This window comes from Paenibacillus sp. Marseille-Q9583 (genome assembly GCF_976954365.1).
Genome location: NZ_CDRJTB010000045.1, coordinates 1 through 20,078, shown reverse-complemented (window position 1 = coordinate 20,078; position 20,078 = coordinate 1). Strand labels below are relative to the sequence as shown.

The following is a 20,078-nucleotide window of genomic DNA, read 5'->3' as shown; positions in this document are numbered from 1 at the left end:
CCGGCGGCGCACAGCTTTTCCACCTGTTCATGACCAAGTGTATTCAAGGTCGTCCAATAATATCACCGCCTAACCAATTCCCCTTTTGCGCGAATGTCCCAAAGTATGGCATCATAGAGAGGTAAGCTTAAACGTCTTCGGTGTTTTTAGAAGGGCGGTAAGCGTATAAACAAGAAATATAAGATATAAAGTATGATGTGACACTTATACTTTCTTATATTTTCAGAAATTCATTTCACGTCGACAGGAGAGCTTTATCATGGCATTAGACGGCATTGTTACCCGAGCTATCGTGCACGAACTGCAATCATTCATCGGTGCGCGTATAGGCAAAATATATCAACCGAACAATCACGATCTTATCTTCAACCTGCGGGGTGCCGGTGGCGGCGGCAAGCTATTGCTCTCTGCTAATCCGACATATCCGCGTCTGCATCTTACAGAAAGAAGCAGCATAAACCCATCAGAAGCACCTATGTTCTGCATGCTCATGCGTAAGCATTGTGAAGGTGGGGCTATTGAGAGTATCACTCAGGTAGGCATGGAACGAATTATTCACATAAATGTTAAGACTAGAGATGAGCTTGGAGACGTCTCTGCCAAAAAGATCATCATAGAGCTCATGGGACGGCATAGTAATATCATCCTTACTGAGCTCAGCACAGGAACGATCATAGACGGCATTCATCATGTTACTCCATCAATCAGTAGCTACCGGATCGTAATGCCCGGTGTCGCTTACACAGAGCCTCCTCAGCAACACAAGCTGAACCCTCTGGAGATCGATAAAGTACGATTTCTCAATTTGATCTCAGCTGCTGAAGAATCCGCTCTACTGGAAGAAGATGAGAAGGAGACCGAACCGGAAGAAATCATTGAAGGTGAGCTCGCCAACCTGATTACAAAAGAAGAGGTTGAACAGAAACCTGATGGCTCAGGCGGTCCTTCCCCATCAGCTGACCCGGTAGGCTGGATGGTGCATGCCTTCAGCGGAATGAGTCCACTTGTTGCCGGAGAGATTGCTCTTCGTCTCAGAAATGACCTTGCGATAGGTGATACACAGGAATCTGCACCAGAATTTCCAACAAAGTTATGGGACGCCTTCCAGTCTGTAATGGGACCTGTCCATAATTGCGAATTCTCTCCTGTTTCAGGTGCGAATGCGAAAGGGAAAATGATTTTTTCCGCGATTCCGTTATCTCTATTGGGTGAGAATGCGAAGCAATATAACACGATTAGTGAGTGCATGGAGGATTACTACGGGGATAAAGCTGAACGTGATGCGGTGAAGCAACGGGTAAGTGATTTGATCCGTTTCCTGAGCAACGAACGTAGCAAAAACGTTAAGAAGCTTGCCAATCTACAGAAAGATCTAGACGAAGCGCAAGACGCAGATCGCTATCGTATTTGGGGTGAATTGCTATTTGCCTCCTTACATGCCGTGTCCAAAGGAGATAAAGAAGCCTCTTTGGTCAATTATTATGATGAAAATCAGGCAGAAATGGTCATCCCACTTGACCCTTTATTAAGCCCATCGGATAATGCACAACGTTATTTTAAAAAGTACAACAAATATAAAAACAGCCTCCTTGTCATTAATGAGCAGCTGATCAAGACCCATGAGGAAATATCCTACATGGAAAGTTTACTTCAACAGCTTGCCCACGCTTCATTGAATGACATTGAAGAGATCCGCGACGAGCTTGTAAGTCAAGGATATCTTCGCGACCGAAGCAAAAAAGGCAAGAAAAAGAAAAAAGCAACAAGACCTACATTGCAGGTCTTCACCTCGTCTGAAGGCATCGACATATATGTCGGAAAAAATAATTTACAGAACGAATACGTCACTAATCGACTAGCTTCACCTAATGACACTTGGCTGCATACCAAGGATATTCCTGGTTCTCACGTTGTCATCCGTAGTGAGGAATTTGGAGATGCCACACTGGAAGAAGCCGCCCAGCTTGCCGCTTATTTCAGCCAGGCGAAGCAGTCAAGCAGTGTGCCTGTAGACTGCACACTGATCCGCCATGTCCGCAAACCGAGTGGCTCGAAACCCGGATTTGTGATCTACGATCATCAGAAAACATTGTTTGTCACTCCAGATGAAAATCGCATTAAGAGTCTTCCAAATACGCTGAGAAGCTAAATAACAAAAAGAACCGGCTGTCGTCCATTTGTGGATGACAGCCGGTTTTCGTATTCTCCCAAGCATAAAGACCTTTGCTTAGTCATGAAGTTATTCTAGTGCATTATGTGCAACAGAATGCACTTAGTTTTGGCACAAAATGATTTTGATTGCATTTCGTGCAATAGACTTGTTTTTTCCAAGCTGCAATGGCGATCCTATTGCACAAAGTGCAATCTAAAACTAATAAATCACTTATTGATTTGAATTGAGCTATATGTCAGTAAGCTTCTTCAATTTATCCAGCACATGGACAGGAACCGTAACACTACCGATATCTCCATGGAATACTACACCCTGGCGGGCACCATGAAAATCCGAGCCGCCGGTTATAATTAAGCTGTATTCTTCAGCCATAGTTAGGTAACGCTCTGAATCAGCGGGTTCGTGATCCGAATGATAAACCTCAATCCCTTTAAAAGCCCCCCGCTCCACAATCCCTCGTACTAACTGGTCGTCGCCATATAGGCCTGGATGTGCCAATACTGGAGACCCACCCGCCTCGATAATCCAATCACAGGCTTCCTCGGGCGTGATTCGTGGGGGTGACACGTAAGCCGCTGCACCTTCGGCTAAATACTTATTGAACGCATCTCTCATATCCGTAGCTGCGCCAAGACGAACCAGCTCATCAGCAATATGTGGTCGACCAATGCTCTCATCAGGTTTCAGTTCCCGTCCAATTCCCGCGACAACTGCCTCAAGCGTAATTTCAATCCCAAGCCCACGTAATTTTGAGAGGATCGCCTCATTCCTTAGAGCCCGTGTTTCTCTTAGCCCTTCCAAACGGGAAAGAAACAACTCATTTGCTGGATCTACGTAGTATCCAAGGACGTGAATATCTTTTCCTCCAGCACGAGTGCTGATCTCTACACCCGGTACAACAGTGATTCCGTACCTCTTTCCTGCTTCGAGGGCTTCCTTCACACCAGCCACAGTATCATGATCCGTAATGGCAACTGCGATTAGTCCCTTCTCTTTAGCGAGACGTACATTTTCCTCCGGTGGCTGCATGCCATCAGAGGCTTGAGTATGCGTGTGAAGATCGCATCGTGAGGCGTCAATATTCTCCGGTCTGTCGCCCTTCAGTTCATCCAGTCTAGTTTCATTCTCCATTTCTATCACCTCTACCGCTAGTTTCTAAGTTTCCTGCCTCTGGTCATATTGCTTTAGTTATCATTCGAATGCTCACGCAAAAAAGTCAAGAACGTCACTGCAGAAATTGGCAGCAGTGTCGATTTTAGATGAATGGCGTAGAATTGTCTTTTAAATGAGGCATCCGAGATATTCACGATTTTCAGTAGTCCAAGTGCAACCTCATGTTTAACAGAAGAAGTCGAGATAATAGTAACCCCAAGACCTGCCTCCACTGCCGACTTCACAGCACCCGTACTACCAAGCTCCATCACTATTTTCATCGATCGCGGATCAAGCCCCTTCGAGAACAGCTGCTCTTCCATCACACGCCGCGTTCCTGAGCCCTGCTCACGCAGAACAAAAGGGTGCTGAAGCACCTCCTCCAAAGTGACCTCTTGCTGCTCCGCAAGCGGATGATCATGGGGCACAATCAACTTCAATTCATCCCCCATCACCGGCTCAATCACCATATCAGGATGTGTTACCGACGCTTCAATTAAACCAAAATTCAACTGATGTTTTAGGATTTCCTCCATAATTTGCGAGGTATTCATGACCTTCATCATGATTGAAATGTTCGGATATTGCTTTCCAAAAGGACCTAAGAGCCGTGGCAGCACATACTCCCCAATGGTAAGGCTTGCCCCAAGCTGCAAGCGCCCTTCCAACATATGCGTAAACGCCGACATCGCTTGATCCGTCTCCCGCATCAATTGGATACTGCGTAGCGCGTATGGCATTAACGTATGACCTGCTTCGGAGAGCATGATTTTTTTGGTAGAACGATTGAAGAGCTTGGTTCCAAAATAATCCTCTAGCGCCTGCACTTGCATGGTCACTGCTGGTTGAGTCATATGTAATGTCTGTGCCGCTGCCGAGAAGCTTCCTCGCTCTAAGACAGTATAAAAAATATGTAATTGATGAAAGTTCATGCTCTGCAACTCCTTGTGCTATCTATAAAAGAAACTTAAGGATTATGTACGATATGAAGCTTATATATTCTTGTTTTCAAAAAGGACATGCAGCCACCGCCGCATGCCTTCTGTTCTTTCTTTATACACTATTTGCGTTTACGCTTCTTCTTCGTTAGCTTAGTGCGGCGGGAATTGCGCAGCAGCGAAAAGTAAGTTTTTAAATCTCTCAACTGTGGAGTCGCAGAGATTCTCCCAAGAAACGAAACGATGATCATAGAATATAATGGCTGACCTGAAATATCTTTTTCACCTATCAATTCCGTGAACTCAGCGATTACTACAGAGTCATCGTCAATTAAATACGCGTTAAAATCACTGTCTGAAAAGGGCTTGAGCCGATTCTGCATCAGGCACTGCCACATCCATGCGGCGACCTCTTCGTCATTGCTTACACCTTTACTGATCCGGTCCAAATAACGACTCTTCGCATGATTTGTTATAACGATGTCAGCGACCCTGTAGTCGTTCAGCATGATGTGGAAGGGCTCGTAAGAACTGGGCCAATCCGTCCCTTTGTTGCGCATCATCATCACACTCCACCATAAGGGTCTTTGTATGTACTTAATGTTGTCATCTTACCTCATTGCTGAAAGTTGTACAAGTTCCAGAGCACGCAAGAAACCGCGGTTACCCGAGATCTGCGCATAAAAAAACAGGTGCTACTTAAGCACCTGTTCATCTCCAAGAATTACATACCGTAGTTACGGGACTTGTCCGGCCCATTACTGGTATACTCTGTCTTAATTTCGTTACGATAGGATCTTTCGATCTTACGAACGTAGGAGAGTCTGCGGACATTCTTCATAACTTCCTCGGCACGTTCTGCATTTACATACATCACTGCATAATGCATTTTCCGAGAAACATAGTGTAATGTTCCGTATTTCTCAAGGTTACGTGCCGCTTTAACGTCACTTACCCAAATGATGTATCCTGTCCGTTCCGCAAACATAAGCTAAACCGCCTTTCTCTCTCTAAATCCTAAGGGAAGCTTATCCGCAGGAGCATTTTCCCCCGCTACCGCATCCACCTTTAGGGGAAGGATCATTGCTTGGTACTTTAATGCTATCCGATACTGAAAAAGCAATCGCTTCCGACATGGAATGCAGAATGTCATCAAGAGTCTTCTCCGCCTGCTTAAAACGAGCGACCTCTTCAAACTTCTCCAATTCCGCTTCTACTGCCGAAACCTCATCCTTCGCTGAATGATAGTTCGGATGAAAATGTCCGAATCGCTGTGTTTCTTCAAACAACTCCTTCTTGGCTTGAAGCTGTTTGACCATGGCCTGAATTTCTGGGTTCGAATCAACCCGTCCTTTCCAGTATAAGTAATCCGACACTTCGGCGGATTGATTAATCATATCGCCTAATTCATAGGCGTATGTCAGCACTTCAGCCATATCGACCGTATTTAATTCCGCTACGCTCATGAACTCAGCTCTTTTCTACGTTAATGTTCTACCGAATTCAGTAGACTTTTCTATCATACCATAATCACTCGCTTCAGCAGAAGAGGAATTTCTTCGCCTTTTGGGAATTACTAACTTCATTTCCTTCCAATCTTCAGGGGTCAGTTCTATTTCCTCAACCGTTTCACCATCGTTATACAGCAGATGCCCTGCCACTTTCCAAGGATTACCTTTTATTCTGGAGGGGATGAAATCTAACATTTGGTCCTTTAAGGAAAACCGCACCTTAATTCCCCATTTCAGCCCTTGTTCCATTACTTTCTGAGCGGTTGAGCTATGATAATGGCGCCATTCCTTGCTCCAGATCTGTGGCACATTTTCTCCGCCTAATAAGATATCCTCCTCCTGCTCAGGAGAAATAACTGGTAGGTTTAAAAAGGGATTCCCTCTGTCTAGTAGCCTTAGTTCAGCATTTAGTACTGGAAGTGAATACAACGCTTGCTCGGTTTCGGCTTCTTGATGAAATGAAGTCCATTCAGCATCCACCTCTTCCTCACGTCCTCCAATCATCCTAGAAGGGGCCAATCCTGCTAAGAACAGCTCCTTACGTATCTGCTCCATAGACTCCGGAGATACAAGGAAATGAAGCGGTCCGATACGTTTAAGGCTCTCTTGCAGTCGCGGGTGGGCTGCAATAGCCTCTCCGTCCTCCTCTGTCTGGCAGGTCAACAGAATCACTTCAGAGAATGATGTTCGGCCAATGCTCTTTCCCCATTGCTCTAAAGATAGCTCCACCATAGATGGCAGACCACCCAGTGCATGATCTTTAATCCAAGCTATCGCTTCTTCTGGAGGCATCCCTCGCTCTGATGCATGTACTAGCATCTCACGAGTCAGTCGGAAGCTCCACATCGTATCTGTTTGCAGAAGTTCAGCGCATTCAGATAAAACCCAGCGCACAGTATAGAGAACATCCGGTGGAATCAGGACTTCAAAATCAGGCTGCACAATAAACTGGTCATTCGAATGCTCTGACACAGAATCAGGGCAGGACTCACTACTATACATCAGCTTCGGTTTTGCAGCAGTCCAGCGAAAACACTGGATACCCTCAGGCGTGCTCCCCAGTTCACACCATCCAAAGCCTGTTAGACAACGAAGCCAGTTTAAGCTTGATTGTTCCAGCTCTTTCCGGGTAACTGTTCCGGTTAAATTCATATCTGCCATCCAGTCCAGAAGCTCAGGCAACGCTGTCCATTTCTCTGATACAAAAGCATTGCTGGATATTAAATAGCGAAAATGCTGATCGGCAGGCCCAATGCTTCCAAAACGATGAATAACAATCCCATACAGGATGTCAGTCATTCTTGTCTCAGGAAGTTGCAACCAACTTCCCAGCATATCCTTGTCCAGTCTATAGCCTGTTTTCAGTCTGGTAATAAGCCCAAGACACAACATGATATCTACTACAAGAGCGGCTGACAGAGCATCCATTTCATTCGAAGGAGTGCCCATAGAGAGCCCCGCTAAATGCTTTTCCTGAAAAGAAAGCTGAGCCGCTAAACGATTTAAATTCTTTTTATGAATAATTCCCTTAGCGGTCAAAGGCAAGCCTTCACGAGCCATGAACAGCAAGGCCCGAAACAGATCTACTGCCAGTCCAGCACCCGCCTCCATGGATAGATTCACTGAATAACCCTCAATAAACTTAGGTTGGTATGGGAAGAATTCTTGTTCTAGCACTAATAATTGTTCAACAGGAATCTGATACAGCTTCTCCCCCAATATTTTATACCTCGCAGTTAACAAACCCGCGCGCCGAAGTTCATTCATTGCAAGCTTTTGCTCCGCCCGGCAGAGCGTCGTAGGACGCCACCGCTCTTCTTTCCCCTCTTCAAAGGGTTGGGCCGCGTAAGCAGCACATAATCGTTTTAAGACCTCTAAAGCATCCGCTGATAGCTGGTTCAATGGATCGTTCGCTCCTTTCCGTTCGGCACCATTTTAACGACATATTCATACCCCTGTTCTGTTAAAAACATCCGGCGGCGCATTGCGAATTCCTGCTCCCGGCTATCTTCAGATACCAGCGTATAGAAGTACGCTTTGTTCTCACCCGCCTTCGGACGCAAGATTCGACCCAAGCGCTGGGCTTCCTCCTGCCTGGATCCAAAAGCTCCTGAAACCTCAATAGCAATCGACGCATCTGGCAAATTCACCGCAAAATTCGCTACTTTAGAGACAACAAGCACCTGTATTATTCCCTCTTTAAAAGCTGCATACAACTCATCTCTTTCTCGCTGCTTCGTTTTACCCGTAATCAGAGGTGCACCGATCTTATCCGCCAGTTCAATTAATTGGTCGAGATACTGTCCAATAACCAGAACCGATGATCCCTGATGGGCTTTTAGAAGCCCGGCTATCACCTCAGCTTTTGCAGGATTGCATGAGGCCATACGAAATTTTTCTTTCGCTTCAGCATACAAATACTTCTGTCTCAGCTCAGAGCTCATCGGTACGATCATCTCGACACATTCTACCTCTGCAATCCACCCCTGCTGCTCCAGCTCCTTCCAAGGCATGTCGTAACGCTTAGGCCCGATCAATGAGAATACGTCCCCTTCCTTCCCGTCTTCTCTAACCAGAGTTGCAGTGAGACCTAGTCTTCTAGTTGCCTGAATATCTGCTGTAGCCCGGAATACTGGAGCTGGAAGCAGATGGACCTCATCATAAATAATCAAACCCCAGTTGCGTTCATTGAACAGCTTCATATGGAGAAAAGGACCGCCTTTGGATTGACGGTGCGTTAATATCTGATAGGTAGCTATAGTAACAGGCCGCACTTCTCTTTTTTCACCAGAGTATTCGCCAATAGACTCATCAGCCAAATCGGTTCGCTCAAGCAGCTCATCTACCCATTGTCTTACCGAAGTTGTATTTGAAGTTAAGATCAGTGTTTCGCATTGTAGACTTTCAAGAACGGCCAATCCCACTACCGTCTTACCCGCTCCACAAGGCAACACAACCACCCCGCTGCCTCCCTGCCCTTCTATGCCTTGAAACATCTGGACAGCCTCCTGCTGATATTCACGCAGTCCAAAAGCTTCACCTTTCGCTCCATCCTTTGCGTGATTGTGAGACTCCTTCCAGGTCAAACTTAGAGCTTGCCCGACATGATAACCAGCATAATCCAGTACAGGGTAGCCTAGTCTCATCAGTTCTTGCTTTAAAAGCCCTCTGTTCTCCGCACGGCATGAGCTTTCTAGTGGATTTATTCTCTGCAAACCTAACTCCTTTAGACCTGATTCATTAACTAGTCCATTCAGAATCTCAGCTGTCTCAGCCCTAAGCGTAATGATCTCATTCGAAGTCTCCTTCCCGTGAAGGGTAAGCTTCCCATACCTAGAGAGAAGAGTTGCGATCTCATCCTCCAGCCCGGCAGGAACACCCCAGCGCACGAGTTGATGCAGACTTGAAATAATCGATTCAGCTGTATAATTAAGCGCTGCAGCATTCCATAATGATAATGGAGTGATTCTATAAGTGTGATAAGCCGGAGGACTCTTTACGAGCTCTGCAAAGGTTCCCAGTTCTTTCCTTGCCTTCTCAAAACCAGGATGTGCACATTCCAGTAGAATCGTCCGATCCCTTCGCACAATGCAAGCCCCTGTTTCATTCAAAACGTTCCCTCCCCAATCATTAATTTTATTCAAGCTTGCGCTATGTAATCTGCTTACATTCATACAAGCAAAAACGCCTTCGGCGTCCCAAAAGAGCGGTAAGCGTTTATGCGAGAAACATAAGGAAAATGTATAGTGTGAAATCTATATTTTCTTATATTTGAACAGGAAAAAGCTCATCCCCGCATAACGGTCATGAGCTTCCCTATCAAACTATTTAATGTAAATGCTGCTGCGAAATATCATGAAGCGCTTCGCCAGCCTCGTCCGCAAAAATGTTGCGCACAGCCAAGTCACCGATGGACACTACACCAATCAGCTTCTGGCCACTAGTCACAGCCAATCTGCGAATTTGCCAGCTCGACATCAGTTCTGCAGCCTCATCTACAGATGTATTCTCTGAGACGGTCTGAATTTCTCTACTCATTACCTTTTCCACAGCAGTTGATCCAGGGTGTTTAGCCGCGTAACCTCTAATCACTAGATCACGATCTGTAATTACACCAAGTAATGTCTTATCGTCTTCATTATCAATGACTGGTATAAATCCAGTGTCATGATCTCTCATTTTAACAGCGACTTCATACACATTATCCAGTAGTGTGACTGTTACAGGCTCCCTCGTCATAACCTCTTTCACTGTCTTCAAGAACGAACCCTCCTAAACGTAATCTCCATGTTATGGAATAGGTTCTCCTCTATGAAACGAAATTATACGATTGTCTTCTCTTGCAAACAGGAATTCGCCATAGCGATCAATAATTTCATCCCATGCAACATAGCATCCTCGTCAAAATCAAATTTGCTATGATGATGCGGGTATGCTGCATCTTTATCTGGATTCCCAGCCCCTACGAACATAAAGCAGCCAGGAATTTCTTTTACATAGTAGGCAAAATCCTCTGCTGGCATCAGCTTTTCCATCCGAATTACTTGAACAGCTTCTCCTAGTGCTCCTGGTGCCACCTCGGAAAAACGCTGGTATTCCCCCTCGTGATTTACGAGTGGCGGATATCCCATAACATAATCTATCTTAGCTTCTGCACCGTATGCGCCAGCTATTGAAACTGTCATTTCTTCGATTCTGCTGCGGATCAGATAACGGGTCTCCTCGTCGAACGCCCGTACGGTTCCTGTAATGCGACAATGCTCAGCAATGACGTTCTGGGCGAATCCCCCTTGAATGGTTCCTACACTAAGCACAGCGGGCTCCAGCGGGTTCACAGAGCGGCTTACGATGCTCTGAAGCTGAGTCACAAGCGCCGCCCCGGCCACAATACTGTCTATCGTGCGATTCGGCATACCGCCATGTCCGCCCCTGCCGATGATATCAATGAAAAATTCATCAGCAGATGCCATAAGAGGTCCTGGTGCACTGCCCACGGTACCCATTGGAAGCGGAGTCCACAAATGCAAACCATACACCGCATCTGCACCTTCCAGCATGCCTTCGGCAATCATCCCCTGTGCACCACCCGGGCATACCTCCTCCGCTGGCTGAAAAAGAAAACGCAGTTCCCCTTCTAACTCTTCAAGGCGGCTGCTATAGTAAGAGGCTACACCCAGCAGTATTGAAGTGTGTCCATCATGCCCACAGGCATGCATAACCCCTTCATTTTGCGAAACATAGTCATTCTTATTCTCCTCAATAATAGGTAGTGCATCCATATCCGCGCGAAGGACTACCGTTTTCCCCGGCCGATGTCCTCGCAATACACCTGTTACACCATATCCAGACGTGCTTCTCCTAACTTCAATGCCGAATTCTGCTAACTTGTCTGCTATAAATGCTGACGTTTCCTTTTCATGAAAAGACAACTCCGGATGACGGTGTAAATGGCGTCTCCATTCCACGATCTCCGGCATGAGAGAATCAACCGCTAAGCTCTTCATTCGTTCTCCATCCCCTTCTTCATAAACCCGCATCAACAGCATGCGACAGCAGTCCTGCTCACTCTATTCCAGCCGCACACGGCTATAATTCTTTCATTGTAGCAGAAACGCAAAAAACTGGGTATCGTTAGGAGGTGTCCACTCTTGCACAACGTTTAGAAACATACTATCATGAGGTAGAACATCAGCAAACGGATCATAAATTCATCATTATACTTCATAAGGGGGATATGCGTGCTATGATTTTTGAGAACACGGGCCTCGTAGGATTGAAGAGTGATCTTCTCTATCTGGACGAGAGTGCGACAAAGGCTGGCTTCATTCGCTGGCAATGGGAATACTATCGTGCCACTTACGACTGCAAAATTGAAGACCCACAGGATGGTGGCGAATACTTTCTACGCATCAACACTCGCGCTGTCGAGGGTAAGCTGGAGAAAGCTGATGCCGTACTTGCAATTGAAGCCGTATATTTAGGGAAAGCAACATTCCCCCATGGGCTGGAGTATGACTCCCCGGTGCCTAAACCAGTATTGGACACTGCTGCTACTCGGATTCTCGAATTAAAGCAGCTGTTGGAGGCTTGAGTAACAAAAAGGGAAAGACGAAACAAAATGTCAGCCTGCCCAAAAGAGGAACACCCGATTTCCAACTACTTATCTTAACACTACTACTTGTGGGTTTCGGTCTAGTCATGGTCTTCAGTGCTAGCTCCAGTTTGACTTTAGCAAGCTCGAAGTTCAGTAATGACCCTCTATATTTCATGAAACGCCAAATGATCTGGATCGTACTTGGAATCGTTGTTATGTTTACAGCCATGAACATTCACTACAGTAAATTCAAGAAGTGGTATGTGCCTATCTTTATCATCACCGTGATCCTCCTGCTATTTGTAGCCTTCTCCGAAAGAATCAATGGCGCCAAAAGCTGGTTAAGTATCGGGAAGCTAGGTATCCAACCTACTGAGCTGGCCAAAATATCGATTATCCTGTATCTCTCCGCACTGATTACCAAAAAAGGTGAAAGGTTTAGAGATTTCCGTACTGGATATATCCCTGTAATGGTCATCGTAGGTATAGTTGCTGGGCTTATTATGATGCAGCCAGATTTGGGCTCTTGCCTTATTCTCGTGGCTACCAGCGGACTCGTTATTTATGCAGGCGGTGCCAGCATGAAGCATATCTTGGGTTCTATCGCCCTCTTGGTGCTAGGTGTAGGAATAGTTATGGGGGCTAAAGCGGCGATTGATTCCCTTGCCCCTGCATCCGAAAAAGTAGTCGCCAATCAAGACTATAAAAAAGGTCGAATTCAAGCTTTCATAGATCCCTATCAGGATCCTGAAGGAGAAGGGTATAATATTATTCAGTCTTTGACCGCTCTCGGACAAGGTGGAGTCAGTGGCTCTGGCTTTGGCAAAAGCATTCAAAAGCTGGATTATCTTAAATACCCGTATACGGACTTTATTTTCCCCGTCATTGGTGAAGAATTCGGCTTTGTAGGAACGGCGTTATTTCTGATGTTATACCTGTATTTTATCTGGCGAGGTATTTTAATCGCATTAAGGTGTAAGGATCCCTTTGGCACACTCGTTGGCATAGGTATTATGGGGCTTATTGCTATTCAAGCCTTTGTCAATATTGGTGGTGTAACGAAGACGATTCCGCTTACTGGTGTAACCTTGCCATTTATCAGCTACGGCGGTTCTTCACTTCTTGTGAGTATGCTGTCCATGGGAATTATGCTGAGCATTTCAAGAGAAACTAATCTTCCAGCCAAAGAGGAAGTCACGAAATCTGTAACTACGGTTAGACAAGTTCGTTCCCGGTAAGATTCATAAATCCGGATGTAATGGAATATATAAAAAAGCAGTCCAAGTTAAATATCTTGGACTGCTTTTTTGTGTACAAGCTCTTTTGCATTAAGCAATTTCATCGTTCTTAAAGGCTACGCCTTCAACTTTGACATTCACTTCAACAATATGAAGTCCAGTCATGCTCTCCACAGCTTCGCGTACGTTCTGTTGAAGCATCCGGCACACTTCATGTATCGGAGTTTCATAGAGAACTATAATACGCAGGTCTACTGCTGCTTCTAGCTGTCCCACTTCAACGGTAACGCCCTTTTGGACGTTCTTGCCACTAAGACGCTTTGCCCAGCCCTCTGATAGGCCACCTGACATGGCTGCAATACCTGGAGTCTCCAAGGCAGCCAATCCGGCAATTTTCGAGACGACGTCATTTGAAATTCGTATATTTCCCATTTCCAATTGAAGTTGTTCTGCCATGCCATATCCCCCCTTAACTCATTATCAATTATTGTAATTCCTAAACAGGCTAAAAAGCAAATCAGTTTCTCGCTTTCTCGTTTACACTTAGGAATAATTTGGGTATATTGATTATGAATTGATCCTGAATACATAGATTGGAGTGTACTTTACATTGAAAAAATGGATTTCACCAGCTTTGCTGGCAATCACCTTTATCCTTAGTGCCATAGGACATTATGCAGATTGGGACCACACGCTTCAGTTCGTTCTCTCTGCAGTAGCCGTTGTGTTTGTGGCTGGCTTTCTGGGCCGCGCCACTGAAAGTGTAGCACATTATGCTGGACAGCGGTTAGGCGGTTTCTTAAACGCTACCTTCGGTAATGCCGCAGAGCTAATCATTGCCTTTTTCCTAGTGAAGGAAGGACTGTTCGACATGGTGAAAGCCAGTCTTACCGGTTCCATTATCGGCAATCTGCTGCTTGTCCTAGGTTTAAGTATTTTCGCTGGCGGAATGAAGTTCAAAGTACAGAACTTTAACGTAACCCTTGCCGGTATGAACGGCTCCCTTATGATCGTAGCGGTGATCGCTTTATTTGTACCGGCTATGTTCTTCAATACCCATTCCATAACTGAAAAAGATACAGACGTGCTGAGTTTAATCGTTGCCGGGCTGCTCATCGCTTCGTACATGGCCTGGCTGGTCTTCTCCATGATTACGCACAAGAAACATCTAGAGGACGTTACAGAAGCCGGGAAGGAAGAAATGGCTCATGAGCATGCGCCTAAGTGGTCCAGAAACAGATCCATCCTTTATCTACTTCTTGCTACCGTGATGGTAGCCTTTGTGAGTGAGTGGCTGGTAGGGACGCTAGAGACACTAACTGAGCGCTTTGGATTTAGTGAACTGTTTGTAGGCGCCTTCCTCGTGGCAATCATCGGTAATGCCGCAGAACATAGTGCAGCCATTATGCTAGCCATGAAGAACAAAATCGGTGCGGCAGTAGAAATAGCTGTCGGGAGCAGTCTTCAAATTGCACTATTTGTAGCGCCTGTACTTATCTTCGCCAGTTATTTCATGGGTGATACTATGGACATTGTGTTTACAACGATCGAAATTGTCGCCATTGGTGTCGCCGTCTTTATTGCCAAATCAATCACTCAGGATGGTTCGACCAACTGGTATGAGGGTCTCTTGCTATTAACGGTTTATCTAATTCTCGGAGTCTCCTTTTATCTAGTATAAATACTTCCATATATAATTCTCAAAAAAAACGCACATGAGTGACGATCTGTCCTCATGTGCGTTTCTATGAATACTATAAATCAAAACTTATTCTTCTTTTGCTTTGTTATTCAATGCCTCATAGAGTACTGCTAAATTCCGCTCCAGCTTACTCAGCACCATTTTACCGGTAATCTCTGGCACCAAACCTGCTCTAACCGCGAAATCGACCTCTCTTGAGAAACCGTACATTTGGGTATCGAGCACTTCCTCATAGAGAGGGCAGTAGCGTGTTGCCAGATTTTCCATCTGCACTTCAATAAGTTGCTGAATTTTATCGGCATCTTCTTGTAGAAGATTGATCGCTTTAAGATTAAACTGTTCCTGTAATTCCGACGAAGTCATGCCTCTTCCCCCCCATGTCCAAAAGTTAAGCTGCTTTTACTATTTTACTTAATATTAGTCGAAATCGGATATCAATACAACAATTCTGTTTATACTAACCATTTATTTGAAAGAAGCAGCTAAGCTGTTTATAAGGGATGGCATTAATTCCTCATCTTTTTCTAGAAAAAACGCCCCACCGTAAATCGGTAGGACGTCTTTACATACAACTATTACTCAGCTACAACTGTAAAGTTCAAACCGTGTTTAGCAAAAACTTCACTCATTGCCTTCTTAGCTTCTTCTGCATCTGTTCCGTGAACATGAAGCTCGTAGCTTTGGCTTGATACCAAAGTCGTGAACAAACCAAGGATACTCTTAACATCAATGTACTTGTTGTCCGCTTGAAGAACGATTGAAGAGTTGAACTGACCTGCCGTTTGAGCAATATCAACGATTGCCGCATTGTTACTGGACATAGAAATCCCTCCGCAACTTGATTATGAAACATAAGTCATTTGTAACCATTTCTTATGATACCTTGAATCCGCTTACTTGTGCAAGGTGTTTTCTTACTTTTACAGCTTATTTCAAGTTTTCAGGATTCAGACCTTCCAGTTCTGGTAACACGAAGATTCCATCCTTACGGATTAATACATCGTCAAAATAAATCTCCCCGCCGCCATAGTCTGGACGTTGGATTAATACAAGATCCCAGTGAATGGAAGACCGGTTTCCGTTATCTGTAACATCATATGCTTGTCCTGGTGTAAAGTGCAGGCTGCCTGCAATTTTCTCATCGAACAGAATGTCATTCATTGGGTGCAAAATGTAAGGGTTAAAGCCTATGGCAAATTCACCAATATGACGTGCGCCGTCATCTGAATTCAGGATTTCATTCAAGCGAGCGGAGTCATTGCTTGTTGCTTCAACAATTTTACCATTCTCAAATTTGAATTTGATATTTTCAAAAGTCACTCCGTTATAAACGGATGGTGCATTATAGCTGATCGTTCCATTTACAGAATCACGAACAGGAGCGCTGTAAACCTCGCCATCCGGAATGTTCTTTTGTCCAGAGCATTTCTCTGCACCGATTCCTTTGATGGAGAACTTAAGATCCGTTCCAGGACCTGAAATATGTACCTTATCTGTTCTGCGCATGAGATCAGCCAATGCATCCTGAGCCTTGTCCATTTTGGCGTAATCCAAATTACACACTTCGAAATAAAAGTCCTCAAATGCTTCTGTACTAATATTTGCAAGCTGAGCCATACTCGCATTGGGATAACGTAATACTACCCACTTCGTATGCTTCACGCGTTGTTCACTATGCACTGGATGGGAATACAAAGAATTATACAATTTCATATTTTCTTCTGGAACGTCGGACAGGTCATTTACATTCTCACCTGCACGGATGCCGATATAGCAATCCATTTGCTTCATCCGGTTCAAGTCAATTTCAGCCCATGTCTGAAGACTCTCACGTGTTGCATATTTAAGCATGCTGCGTAGGACTGTACGATCTGTCAACTGAACAAAAGCATGACCGCCAGCTTTACCGATTTCCTCAACAACAGCTTTGATTAAATCTCTTTCATTGCCAATCATTTCTACAAGCACGTTCTCGCCTGGCTGAACATCTACGGAATAACCTACAAGATTTGCCGCCAGCTTTTGAATTCTGGGATCTTTCATTGTGTACTCTTCCTTCCTCTGTCTGAAAAATAAGCATGCTGTTCTATTGTAGCACGCCCTTTATGGAGCGCAAGACCTGCATAACCATGTTAAGATTAACGGTAACCTGTGAAATCCACCTTAGATACATAAGTTTCATTTTCAGATTTATTCATCATTTCACCGGAATAGCTTACTTTTCGATTCAAGGTAAGCCTTCTGGGAAGATTATGCTTCTTATCAACCGTTAGGTGGTAGACCGTTTCTACATTAGCCTGTTTCAGCTTTTGGTGTAGCTCATTATTTTTCTTCTGCCACAGCTTCTCCAAAGCTTTCGTCACTGCCTGATCAGCCTCTGCGTTGTTCTCAGCGGATTCGGGGACTTTGGGACGAAGGTTCTGCATTTCTTTCTCCAATTCAGCAACCAGCTGCTTCCTAGCCTCTGAAGGCGTCAATTCGATTCGCAGCACACTTGTCCCTCTGCCAGCTCCAGCCTCTTCGGTTACACTCTTCTCCATGGACTCAAGCTCCTCGAGTTGCTTTAACGGATTAAGCGCAGGTAATGGATTCCCCTCCTCCGAGGAATTTTCAGTAGTCTGAAGTTCCCATCTTCCCTCTTTTTTCTCTAACTGACTGTAATAAGGTTTCAGAGCATATGCGCTACTCTTTAAGTCCTTAACGCCATCAGCTGCTTTTTTTTGGGTCATGGATTTATCTGGAAGAAGCGTGTACAGCTTGACCTTTTTATGATCCTCCACTGTGCCTCCGTAGAACAATAAAGATTCAGGGACCGTTGTTCCCCCTCGTTTCAGCATATTTGCCCCTTCAAAAACAACCTCATCACTTCCAGCCATCCCTGCCAACGCCAAACTTAAATCTTCCTTCGCAGGTTTGTCTCTCATGACGCTACATCCGCTACAGAACAGGCAATACAGTGTCAGAACTAGAGGGACTCCTCCCTTAAGTAATAATAGCTTTCTCACGGACCTCAGGCCTTTCTCGGAGTATTTTACTTAAGTACAACCCACGTATAGGGTTCTCCCTTCCTGCAAGCCTTATACCGCAATTAGAGCCAGAATAACTGTGCATATAAAAAAAGAACCCATGAGGCTTACCTCACGGGTTCTTAATATTGCTATCATTTTCTTTCGTATCAAAAACAACTTGGTTCCGGCCGTTATTCTTAGCTTTATACAGCGCCATATCCGCTCGATAAAATAATGACTCAACACTTACTCGATCGTCCATCCAGCTCCATTCCGCTATTCCGCAGGATACCGTTACACTAGGTTCAGTTTCTTCCATAACGCGTTTGCGTATACGCTCAGCTACATAACCCGCCTGCTGCATTCCCATTAACGGTAAATAAACGGAGAGCTCCTCCCCACCCCACCTCGCAGCAATGTCGCCTTGTCGGATGGAAGATTTCACAATTTCACTAACCTCTTTTAGAATTTTATCACCTTTTTGATGACCATAGGTATCATTCACGATTTTGAACTGATCAATATCCACAACAATTAAACAACCGCAGAAGTCCGTAGACTGTCTTTCTTTTATCTCTTCGTCCAAATAATGACGAGCATAAAGACCTGTTAGACTATCTCTATTCGCAAGACGTCTAACTTCAGCATGTAGCCTGGCGTTACCTACTGCTAGACCAATATGTCCCGCCATCGCCTGCAATAGCCTGTAGTTGTCATAGGAAAAATAATGAGCATCCCGATGTGCCAGCATAATCGCACCTCGCACTTCTCCACCCACACTAAGAGGTGTGGCAATCAACGACTGCGAACCGGTAGCATTCATTAGTCGGGATGTTGTCTTAGGATTATCTATGTAGTCAGACATGATCAGTGATTCACCTGTGGAATACACCTTTCCACCTAAACCTGCCCCTACTTCTAATACTTCATTCTGCAATGAGGGATGGTTGCAGGCAATAACTTCTAGGCCACCCTTTTCCTCATTCATATGTAAGATACAGCAGTAATCTGCACCAAACATTTCAAGTAACTCTTCAAACGCAAATTGAAAAATATCGCCTAAACGTAAGCTCTGATTCAAACGCTGGGTAAGCTCATTACTCATGCGAAGCTCACGGATTAGCTGATTGGAGCGCACATAAAGCTTGGCATTCTCAAAAGCAGTCCCTGCCGTATCGGCTACCATTGTGAGAAACCGTAAATCAACGTCAGGGAAGATTGGATTATCCATCACCATATGGAATACCCCATAAACCCCCTGCTTACCACCTAACGGAAGCCCTATTTCTACATTTCGGTGATTTTCATCACTAGTGTGCAGCGCAACACGTCCATCCTTGAACGCCCTGGCACAGACATCATCACTGGACATGTGAAAAGGTAACGGTTTGACCTGCGGATGAGTGCTGCGATGATCTTGTGACATATACAGATCGAGTCTGGCTCCAGGATACATCGCAGAGATGCTATCAATGACTTCCGAAAGTACAGCATCTACATCAATATTGTCATGCATCCGCTGAACAATCTGAAATAACAATGAACGACGATTGCTTTCACGTTCTGCATGAATATGGGTACTTGCAAGATCAGCTACAAATATATGTTCAAACTTATGATAAAAACAGGTGCGGTAATGCAGCGACATAGCTTCTGCAGTATCTCGACCACCCATTTCATATTGTTGCGTAGGCATAGAACAGCCCAAAAATGCAAAAATTTCATTGCCGACGCGAGTGAATAGCGGTATGGTAAAAAAGCTCAGATCCTTACCTTCTACGGTTAGCGGAACGGCAGAGATTGTTTCTGAAATTAAGCTAGAAGCCGCCGCCTGTTCCCACTGCTGCCTCCATAGTTCTTGTTGATCCATACTATTGTTTAAATATTTACCTTCAAAATTCAGCACACACCATTCCCATGATCTGGAGAATGGAAGGACATCGAGCCCACCAAACCATTCTTTGAAACTGTCTGCAATTAAATTTGCTAGATAAGGGAAGTCATGCGTTACTATTTCCGTTTCCCTAAGCCAGGCGGTGGGATCTTCGGAATCTCTACTAGCGTGTACGTTGTCCTGTAACAGCATACGGCTGTCTTTATGGACGTATGCTTTCTGCTCTGACATAACGAAGATCCCCTTTGCATCTTGATTAAGAAAACTATCTTCCCTAGTAACAACTAATTAACTATATTTTACTCCCTTTCTTTGTGCATTGCATTATATTTTCATCATTTCCGGGACTTTTTTTTAGGACCAAAGAA

Annotated in this window: 19 protein-coding genes; 4 read left to right on the top strand and 15 right to left on the bottom strand. The window is 44.8% G+C overall.

Features of this window, described 5'->3' with window-relative positions:
• Positions 1-259: 259 nt before the first annotated feature.
• Positions 260-2,149 (top strand): Rqc2 family fibronectin-binding protein, encoded by a 1,890-nt coding sequence (locus tag ACWNM1_RS19510; RefSeq protein ID WP_449602283.1) that lies wholly within the window; start codon positions 260-262, stop codon positions 2,147-2,149.
• 252 nt (positions 2,150-2,401) lie between these two features.
• Here ACWNM1_RS19510 and ACWNM1_RS19505 read toward each other — a convergent pair whose 3' ends face one another.
• The 9 genes from ACWNM1_RS19505 to ACWNM1_RS19465 form a co-directional block, all read right to left on the bottom strand.
• Complete coding sequence (locus ACWNM1_RS19505; RefSeq protein ID WP_449602282.1) at positions 2,402-3,304, bottom strand: PHP domain-containing protein; 903 nt, start codon at positions 3,302-3,304, stop codon at positions 2,402-2,404.
• 53 nt (positions 3,305-3,357) lie between these two features.
• Complete coding sequence (locus tag ACWNM1_RS19500; RefSeq protein ID WP_449602281.1) at positions 3,358-4,257, bottom strand: selenium metabolism-associated LysR family transcriptional regulator; 900 nt, start codon at positions 4,255-4,257, stop codon at positions 3,358-3,360.
• Between the two features lie 128 nt (positions 4,258-4,385).
• Positions 4,386-4,823, bottom strand: a complete 438-nt coding sequence (locus ACWNM1_RS19495; protein ID WP_094868656.1) for a hypothetical protein — start codon at positions 4,821-4,823, stop codon at positions 4,386-4,388.
• Between the two features lie 164 nt (positions 4,824-4,987).
• On the bottom strand, positions 4,988-5,251 hold the full coding sequence (locus ACWNM1_RS19490; protein ID WP_042126853.1) for a YlbG family protein: 264 nt from the start codon (positions 5,249-5,251) through the stop codon (positions 4,988-4,990).
• Between the two features lie 40 nt (positions 5,252-5,291).
• The gene (locus ACWNM1_RS19485) at positions 5,292-5,729 is read right to left on the bottom strand and encodes a YlbF family regulator (protein WP_076282926.1); all 438 of its coding nucleotides are present in this window, start codon (positions 5,727-5,729) and stop codon (positions 5,292-5,294) included.
• A 15-nt stretch (positions 5,730-5,744) separates the two neighbouring features.
• Positions 5,745-7,676, bottom strand: a complete 1,932-nt coding sequence (locus ACWNM1_RS19480; RefSeq protein WP_449602280.1) for a helicase-associated domain-containing protein — start codon at positions 7,674-7,676, stop codon at positions 5,745-5,747.
• A complete protein-coding gene (locus tag ACWNM1_RS19475) occupies positions 7,673-9,385 on the bottom strand; it encodes a DNA repair helicase XPB (protein ID WP_449602279.1) in 1,713 nt (570 codons plus the stop codon). The genes ACWNM1_RS19480 and ACWNM1_RS19475 overlap by 4 nt, the downstream gene beginning before the upstream one ends.
• Before the next feature lie 217 nt (positions 9,386-9,602).
• Positions 9,603-10,034, bottom strand: a complete 432-nt coding sequence (locus tag ACWNM1_RS19470; RefSeq protein ID WP_449602278.1) for a CBS domain-containing protein — start codon at positions 10,032-10,034, stop codon at positions 9,603-9,605.
• Positions 10,035-10,096: 62 nt separating this feature from the next.
• Positions 10,097-11,320, bottom strand: a complete 1,224-nt coding sequence (locus tag ACWNM1_RS19465; RefSeq protein WP_449602277.1) for a M20 family metallopeptidase — start codon at positions 11,318-11,320, stop codon at positions 10,097-10,099.
• Between the two features lie 197 nt (positions 11,321-11,517).
• On the opposite strand from ACWNM1_RS19465, the gene ACWNM1_RS19460 reads away from it, so the two are divergent.
• Together ACWNM1_RS19460 and ftsW are read left to right on the top strand one after the other, a co-directional pair.
• Positions 11,518-11,865, top strand: a complete 348-nt coding sequence (locus tag ACWNM1_RS19460) for a YugN family protein (protein WP_042187352.1) — start codon at positions 11,518-11,520, stop codon at positions 11,863-11,865.
• Positions 11,862-13,106 (top strand): putative lipid II flippase FtsW, encoded by a 1,245-nt coding sequence (ftsW, locus tag ACWNM1_RS19455; protein ID WP_449602276.1) that lies wholly within the window; start codon positions 11,862-11,864, stop codon positions 13,104-13,106. The genes ACWNM1_RS19460 and ftsW overlap by 4 nt, the downstream gene beginning before the upstream one ends.
• 90 nt (positions 13,107-13,196) lie before the next feature.
• Here ftsW and ACWNM1_RS19450 read toward each other — a convergent pair whose 3' ends face one another.
• Positions 13,197-13,562, bottom strand: a complete 366-nt coding sequence (locus tag ACWNM1_RS19450; RefSeq protein ID WP_042126837.1) for an Asp23/Gls24 family envelope stress response protein — start codon at positions 13,560-13,562, stop codon at positions 13,197-13,199.
• Between the two features lie 154 nt (positions 13,563-13,716).
• On the opposite strand from ACWNM1_RS19450, the gene cax reads away from it, so the two are divergent.
• Positions 13,717-14,787, top strand: coding sequence for a calcium/proton exchanger (gene cax, locus ACWNM1_RS19445; RefSeq protein WP_042187348.1), 1,071 nt, complete (start codon positions 13,717-13,719; stop codon positions 14,785-14,787).
• An 87-nt stretch (positions 14,788-14,874) separates the two neighbouring features.
• Here the strand turns inward: cax and ACWNM1_RS19440 are convergent, their stop codons facing one another.
• From ACWNM1_RS19440 to ACWNM1_RS19420, 5 genes are all read right to left on the bottom strand, one after another.
• Entirely contained in the window at positions 14,875-15,171 is a 297-nt protein-coding gene (locus tag ACWNM1_RS19440; protein WP_042126833.1) for a YlaN family protein, read from the bottom strand.
• A gap of 212 nt (positions 15,172-15,383) precedes the next feature.
• Entirely contained in the window at positions 15,384-15,629 is a 246-nt protein-coding gene (locus tag ACWNM1_RS19435; protein WP_042126831.1) for an HPr family phosphocarrier protein, read from the bottom strand.
• A 106-nt stretch (positions 15,630-15,735) separates the two neighbouring features.
• Positions 15,736-16,851, bottom strand: a complete 1,116-nt coding sequence (locus ACWNM1_RS19430; protein WP_076282932.1) for an aminopeptidase — start codon at positions 16,849-16,851, stop codon at positions 15,736-15,738.
• Positions 16,852-16,946: 95 nt separating this feature from the next.
• The gene (locus tag ACWNM1_RS19425) at positions 16,947-17,732 is read right to left on the bottom strand and encodes a hypothetical protein (RefSeq protein ID WP_449602275.1); all 786 of its coding nucleotides are present in this window, start codon (positions 17,730-17,732) and stop codon (positions 16,947-16,949) included.
• Between the two features lie 214 nt (positions 17,733-17,946).
• A complete protein-coding gene (locus ACWNM1_RS19420) occupies positions 17,947-19,941 on the bottom strand; it encodes a sensor domain-containing diguanylate cyclase (RefSeq protein ID WP_449602274.1) in 1,995 nt (664 codons plus the stop codon).
• Between the last annotated feature and the right edge of the window lie 137 nt (positions 19,942-20,078).